Raw genomic sequence first — 6000 nt, 5'->3', positions numbered from 1 at the left:
TCTTCTCCTCCCCCTTTGCTCTCCCCCCCCCCCCCCCCCCTCCCCCCCCCCCCCCCCCCCCCCCCCCCCCCCCCCCCCCCCCCCCCCCCCCCGCCACCCGGTCAACGCGCCCACCCCGGGCGAGGTGCGGGCCCTGCTCGGCGCCGTCCGGACGCTGAACCTGTGGCGGCCGCCGAGCGAGGTCTTCCAGCCGCGCCTGGACTACCAGTTGGAGATCGCCCGCTACCACTCGGTGGGCCAGCTCACCGACCGGGACGCCGGCGACCTGCGCGGCCTGCTGCACGGCCTCGGACACACCCCGCTGCAGCTGTGCCACGGCGACGCCCTGCTCAGCAACATGCTGCTGGCGCCGTCCGGCCCGGTGCTGGTCGACTGGGAGCAGGCCGGCTGGTACCTGCCGGGCTACGACCTGGCGGTGCTGTGGAGCGTGCTGTCCGGTGACACCGCCGCCCGCCGCCAGATCAGTCAGCTCGCCCAGAGCGGCGGCACGATGGCCCGGGACGCCTTCCTGGTCAACCTGGTCCTGGTGCTGATGCGGGAGATCCGGCTGTACGACGTGCCGGGCGCCGGCGAGGAGCAGCGGATCATGATCCGCCGGCTCTACGACGACGCCGCGCTGGCCCGCCGGGCCGTCCGGGCGGCGGTCGGCACGCGCTGAGTCCGGCGGATCCGCCGGGTCGTCCAGGAGGACGGAGCGCTCCTGACCGAGCATCCGGCGGTTCGCCGAGGGTTCATCGAAAGTTCACCGGAGGCCCTACGGCCGGGCGCCGCGCTCCAGGGCGGCCCGGCCCACGGCCTCCAGCACGGTCTCCTCCGGGGCCAGGTGCACCCGGCTGCTGAGCACGTCCCGCAGGTAGCGCTCCAGCGGGTGACGTCGGCTCAGCCCCGGGTTGCCGGTCAGCGCGACGGCCTGCTGGACGGCCGCCGTCGCGGCCCGGGTGGCCAGCAGCTGGGCCGGACCGGTCCGGGCGACCGCGTCCGGTTCGCCCAGGTCCACCCGGGGGGCCAGCCCCTCGACCAGTTCCTCGGCCCCGATCAGCTGGGCCTCGATCTCCCCGAGGGCGCAGCGGTAGCGCGGCAGGGTGCCGAGGGGTTCGGTCAGATTGGCCGGGGTGCGCCGGCTGAGGAAGCCGACCAGCCAGGATTCGGCGGCCCGCGCGACGCCGATCGCCACGGCGGCGAGGGCCAGGTCATGCCAGGCACGGGAGAGTTCGGCCTCCGCGCGGTCCTCCGGCCCCGGGGCGCCGAGGCCGAGCGCGAGTTCGGCCGGCACCCGCACCCCGTCGAGGACGACGTCGTGGCCGGCGCTGGCCCGCAGGCCGAGCTGGTCCCAGGTCGGGTCGATCTCCAGGCCCTCGCTCTCACCGCGGACCAGGAAGGTGCCGACCCTCGGCTCGGGCTCGTCGGTCCGCGCGGTGACCGCCATCCAGGCCAGTGCCTCGGCACCGGTGCAGTACGTCTTCCGGCCCGTCAGCAGCCAGCCCTCGCCGTCCCGTCGGGCCACCGTCCCGGGCAGCCCGTCCGTTCCGCCGCCGGGCTCCGCCCGGAGCGTGTTGACCAGGGCCGGCCCGCGCCGGGACTCGGTGAGCAGTCGCCGGTATCCGGCCGTCGGCCACCCGGGGCGGCGGGCCTGCTCGGCGTGCCGGAGCAGGGTGAAGGCGGTGACCACGGCCACCGAGGCGTCGCCGCGCCCGAGTTGGGCCAGCACCCGGACGGTGTCGGCGAGCGTCCCGCCCGGCCCGCCGTAGCGCGGGGAGACGGTCAGGGTGAGCAGCCCGGCCTCGTGCACCGCCTCGATGCCCTGGTACGGGAAGGTGGCGTCGCGGTCGTGCTCCTCGGCCCGGGCGGCCAGCAGGTCGACGACCCGGGGCAGCCCGGACAGGGCGCTTTCGACCGCTGGGCGGTCGGATTCGGACATATGTGGGCGGCTCGGATCAGAATGGCCGGAAGTCGAACGGCCCGGGACCCGGAGACGGGGATCCGGGCGACTGGAGCTCGGACGGCCGGACGTCGAGTGGCCGGATGCGGTGTGGCCGGAATCCGGTGATTCGGTTCGGGAACGATCGTTCGAGGGACGATCGGTGGCGGCGGGGGTCGTCATGATGCTGGTGCCTCCGGACGGCAGCGCGGGCTCAGCGAATGCGGGCGGCACGCCGCACGGGCGCGCGGAACCGGCTGGCGGCCCCGGAGGTCGACGCACGGCCCGCCCCCGGATTCGGCCCCGGCCCGGTCGGGCCGGCTGCCCACCGCCACGGGGGAATCCCCCTCAGCGGCCCGGACACACCGCGCTGGCGGTCCGCCGCAGATCGAGATGCCTGCGACGGGTCAACAGCGGGAAACGGCACAGCATGTCCGCGACTGTACGAACCGTTGATCGAAACCGTCAAGCAGCGTCCGGGCTCCGGGCGGGCGTCCGGTCAGCCCTGCTGGAACATGTCGGCCGGAAGCGGCTTCAGCAGCTGATACAGGTCGTTTGAAATCGGTCGGTCCCAGGACGCGATGGTGACCAGCACGCCGTCGCTGCGGCCGAACTGGGCGCAGAACACGCGCTCCTCGCTGACCTTGACCTTCTTCACGATCAGCAGGTCGTCCCCGAGCATGACCGGAAAGTCCTCGGCCGAGACGAAGTCGACCGGCTCGTCGTTCTCCAGCGCCGCGAGCAGCTGGCGCACCTCGAAGGGCACGTCGTCGCCGGTCTCCCGGGCGGGCGAGCCCTCGGGGAGGTTGCCGATGAACATCGCCGGGCCTCTGCCGCCGAACAGGTCGTAGCGCAGGAAGATCCCCTGGCAGGAGCCGTCCGGGCCGGTCATCATGGCCGCACCGAAGTCGCCGGGCCAGTCGCCCGGGTCCATCGCGAGCACGTCGAAGTCCGGGCCGGCGGGCTGTCCGGAGCGACGGCGGAGAAAAGACATGGGAACATCGTACGTGCCCGGCACACCGCGCTCGCGGGGTGGGTGGGGCACCGTCCCGGGACCGGCGGGAGATCGACGCTCAGAGACCAATGTTGACTCTGAGCAACCGTCCGGGCTACGTTCGGTTCAGCACGACAGCCGTTCTGGGTTTCACCCTTCGGGGGGACGGCATGTCGCAACGCGGCCCTACACGCGTATCCCTCACTGTGCACTTGTCGTGTCGAAAAGCCGAGCACCCAGCTTCGAAATCGCACACAGCACAACCCACAAGCCAACAGTTCCATGCAGTTTCGTGCAGTTGATGCAACAAGAGCCAGATCCGCGGGGCCCCGGCCCGTCGCTCCCGTGGATCTGCTCGGGACGCCGCCGCGTGGGGGCGTGCGGGTCCCGAGCAAAGGTGCCGTCATCCGAGTCGCTCTCGGCTTCGGCGCCAGCCTCCCGGCGACTGCCGGCCCTTCGTGGGCCGGGACCGGCCGACGCACCCCGGTGCGCAGGGGATGACTGGGAGGATGGCCTGGCAGTGGTGCCGGGCCGCACAGCAGGCGCCGTGTCTGGCCGCGTGGGGGCGGTGGGCACGGCGTCTGCCTGTGCTCATACTCTGAGCTGCGTTTGTCTAACAGTCAACAGAAATTCTGTCGGGGCACGCTCAAACGATCATCAGCCCTGATATCCGGTGCCGGAACCACCTGCTGAACCGTCTGCTGAACCGCCCGCGGAGCGGACCCGTTCACCGTGCACCTCCGTGCCGGGCGGGTCCGCTCCGCGGATGCTCAGGTGAGGTCGAACTCGCCGTCCCGGGCACCGAGCACGAAGGCCCGCCACTCGGCCGGGGTGAACACCAGGACCGGCCCGTCCTCCTGGCGGCCGTCCCGCATCCCGATGTACCCGTCCACGAACGCGATCTGGACGTCCCCGACGCCCTGGCTGCTGCAGAGCCACTCGGCCCCGGTGAAGTCCACCTTCGGCTTCCCGTTCGGCGCCAGCTCCCGCTGGGCGCCGGCCGCCCCCGTGTCCGTCCCGCTGTCCACTGCCACTGACCGATCTCCTCCCGACGACGTTCCAGGGCCAGCCTAGCCACACCGGCCCGGCCCGGTCAGCGGGTTGACGGGGACTCCCTCCGGAACCGGAGGCGGCGCCCCCTCCCGGGACGTCCGGGCCCACCGAGGCGTGTCCCGACCGGCGGCGGCGGGGGGCAGCTGCCAGAGTGCTGCCAGGCGCGTACGGCCCCGAACCCGCCTCTCCAGCCCACGACCCGCCCAGGGAGCAGCCGATGAGCCGCCGGGACGGCACCCGCGCCGATGTCATCCCCATCTCCGACGCCCCCTCGGCCCATCCCCCGGCGCCCCGCACCCCGCCCGTGCCCACCCCGCTGCCCCGGCCCACCCCGGCGCGGCCGTCCGCGCACGGCCGGGTCGGCATCGTCCTGGTCTCACACAGCCAGGAACTGGCCACCGCCGTCCGCTACCTGGCGCTCACTTTGACCGGATCCGACTCCCCCGCGCCGGTCGCCGCGACCGGGGGCGATCCGGCCGACGGCGCGGGCATCAGCGCGGTGCTGGTGGCCGCCGCGACCCGGCGGGTCGACCAGGGGCACGGGGTGGTGGTGCTCGCCGACCTCGGCGGGGCGGTCACCACCGTCCGGGCCCTGCTGTCGGCGGCCGACGAGCACGGGCTGCCGTTCCCGGTCCGGTTCGCGAACGCGCCCTTCGTGGAGGGCGCGGTGGCCGCCGCCGCGACGGCCACCGCGGGCGGGGACCTGGCGGCGGTGCTGGACGCGGCGGAGGAGGCCTACCGGCAGGGGAAGTCCTGACGGGTCCGGCCCCCGTTCCCGCTCGCGACTACGGCAGCTCCCGGCCTTCCCGGCTGAAGACCGCCGGGCCCTGGCACTCCAGGGCGTGGCGCAGCCGCTCGTGCTCGGACTCGATCATCGGCGGCAGCTCGTCCAAGCCGAACCAGCCCACCTCCAGCGATTCGTCGTCGTTCACCCGTGCCTCGCCGCCGACCGCCCGGCACCGGAAGGTCAGCACCAGGTACTGCGTCAGATCACCGTTGGGGTAGACCACCTGCGGGGAGACGGTGACCGAGGCGAGCAGCTCCGGCACGACGAGCACACCGGTCTCCTCCAGGCACTCCCGCACCACGCCGTCGGCGGGCTGCTCGCCCGGGTCGAGGATGCCGCCGACCGTCGCCCACCGCCCGTCGTCGGCCCGCCGGGCGAGCAGCACCCGGCCCCGGTCGTCCACGGCGACGGCGACGACGGCGCTCAGCCAGAGCGGGCGGGTCCCGACCAGGGAGCGGAGTTCGGCGAGGAAGGGGGGAATGGCCATGCGGCGCAGCCTACCGAGCCGTCGACCGGCCGGGCGTCGGCCGCTGTACGGGCGCAGCTGTGCGAGGAGGTGCCCCGAGTTCGAGAAGGTATTCACAGTAAGGGCAGATTGAACTCATTGTCGGGAAATGGTGAATGAAGAGCACAGGAGATTGTGGGACTGGATGAAATTCGGTCGATCTGACCAATTTCACTCGATCTGTTGATCCATGCCCCGAGGGTTAGGGCCGAGTTCCCCCGCACCGCTCTCGCGCAGCGCTCTCACGCACCGCCGGACTGCCGCTAGAGCGCGGCGCGCCGCCGGTCCCGGAACACCCCGAAGGCGATCCGGCCGAGGAGCAGGACACCCGCCGCCAGACAGCCGGCCACCGCCATCGCCCAGGCCGGACCGTCACTGTCCGGAACCACCACGGCCACGACGATGCCCAACACCAGGCACGCCACACCGACCACCGCCAGCGGAATCTGGTGGGTGACCAGCGCTCCACCGCTGCACGCGCGGGCCATCCTGGTCGCGCCGTGGCGGTGGAAGGGATCACGGTCCGCATCTGCCATGAGCCCAAGGTACCCCGGGCGCGCCCGGGAGGCAGCCCGCAGGCAGTGAGCGGTCAGGCACGCAGTGCGACCGTCTCGGCGGCGCACTACGACCTGTCCGGCGGGGCGGTACGGCCTGCCCGGCGGGGCGGTGGGGCCCGCCGATACGTGTTCGCACTCCACAATCAGTCCACGAAAAATCCTCGTCCCCCCGGTACAACCATCCCG

7 protein-coding genes and 1 pseudogene are annotated in these 6000 nt (G+C 73.1%); 2 read left to right on the top strand and 6 right to left on the bottom strand.

From position 1 onward, the window contains the following. Window positions 1-91: 91 nt before the first annotated feature. A pseudogene (locus ACZ4WV_RS34280) lies at window positions 92-658 on the top strand (phosphotransferase family protein); the annotation flags it as partial. 96 nt (window positions 659-754) lie between these two features. On the opposite strand, the gene ACZ4WV_RS34275 reads toward ACZ4WV_RS34280, so the two are convergent. The 4 genes from ACZ4WV_RS34275 to ACZ4WV_RS34260 form a co-directional block, all read right to left on the bottom strand. Next, window positions 755-1918 (bottom strand): acyl-CoA dehydrogenase family protein, encoded by a 1164-nt coding sequence (locus ACZ4WV_RS34275; protein WP_465752824.1) that lies wholly within the window; start codon window positions 1916-1918, stop codon window positions 755-757. A 348-nt stretch (window positions 1919-2266) separates the two neighbouring features. Continuing rightward, a complete protein-coding gene (locus ACZ4WV_RS34270) occupies window positions 2267-2350 on the bottom strand; it encodes a putative leader peptide (RefSeq protein ID WP_465752830.1) in 84 nt (27 codons plus the stop codon). Between the two features lie 67 nt (window positions 2351-2417). Then, window positions 2418-2912: a hypothetical protein gene (locus ACZ4WV_RS34265; RefSeq protein ID WP_465752823.1), complete on the bottom strand. Its 495-nt coding sequence runs from the start codon at window positions 2910-2912 to the stop codon at window positions 2418-2420. 770 nt (window positions 2913-3682) lie between these two features. Further along, on the bottom strand, window positions 3683-3895 hold the full coding sequence (locus tag ACZ4WV_RS34260; protein ID WP_401118219.1) for a DUF397 domain-containing protein: 213 nt from the start codon (window positions 3893-3895) through the stop codon (window positions 3683-3685). A 287-nt stretch (window positions 3896-4182) separates the two neighbouring features. Here ACZ4WV_RS34260 and ACZ4WV_RS34255 point away from each other — a divergent pair, with 287 nt between their 5' ends. Further along, window positions 4183-4722, top strand: a complete 540-nt coding sequence (locus ACZ4WV_RS34255) for a PTS-dependent dihydroxyacetone kinase phosphotransferase subunit DhaM (RefSeq protein ID WP_465752821.1) — start codon at window positions 4183-4185, stop codon at window positions 4720-4722. Between the two features lie 28 nt (window positions 4723-4750). Here the strand turns inward: ACZ4WV_RS34255 and ACZ4WV_RS34250 are convergent, their stop codons facing one another. Further along, window positions 4751-5239, bottom strand: a complete 489-nt coding sequence (locus ACZ4WV_RS34250) for an NUDIX hydrolase (RefSeq protein ID WP_465752819.1) — start codon at window positions 5237-5239, stop codon at window positions 4751-4753. Window positions 5240-5520: 281 nt separating this feature from the next. After that, the gene (locus tag ACZ4WV_RS34245; RefSeq protein ID WP_465752818.1) at window positions 5521-5793 is read right to left on the bottom strand and encodes a hypothetical protein; all 273 of its coding nucleotides are present in this window, start codon (window positions 5791-5793) and stop codon (window positions 5521-5523) included. Window positions 5794-6000 lie beyond the last annotated feature (207 nt).

It is taken from the genome of Kitasatospora sp. NPDC029312, assembly GCF_055569215.1.
Note: the sequence above shows the minus strand (reverse complement) of the source record. Positions and strands in the feature narration are given on the sequence as shown.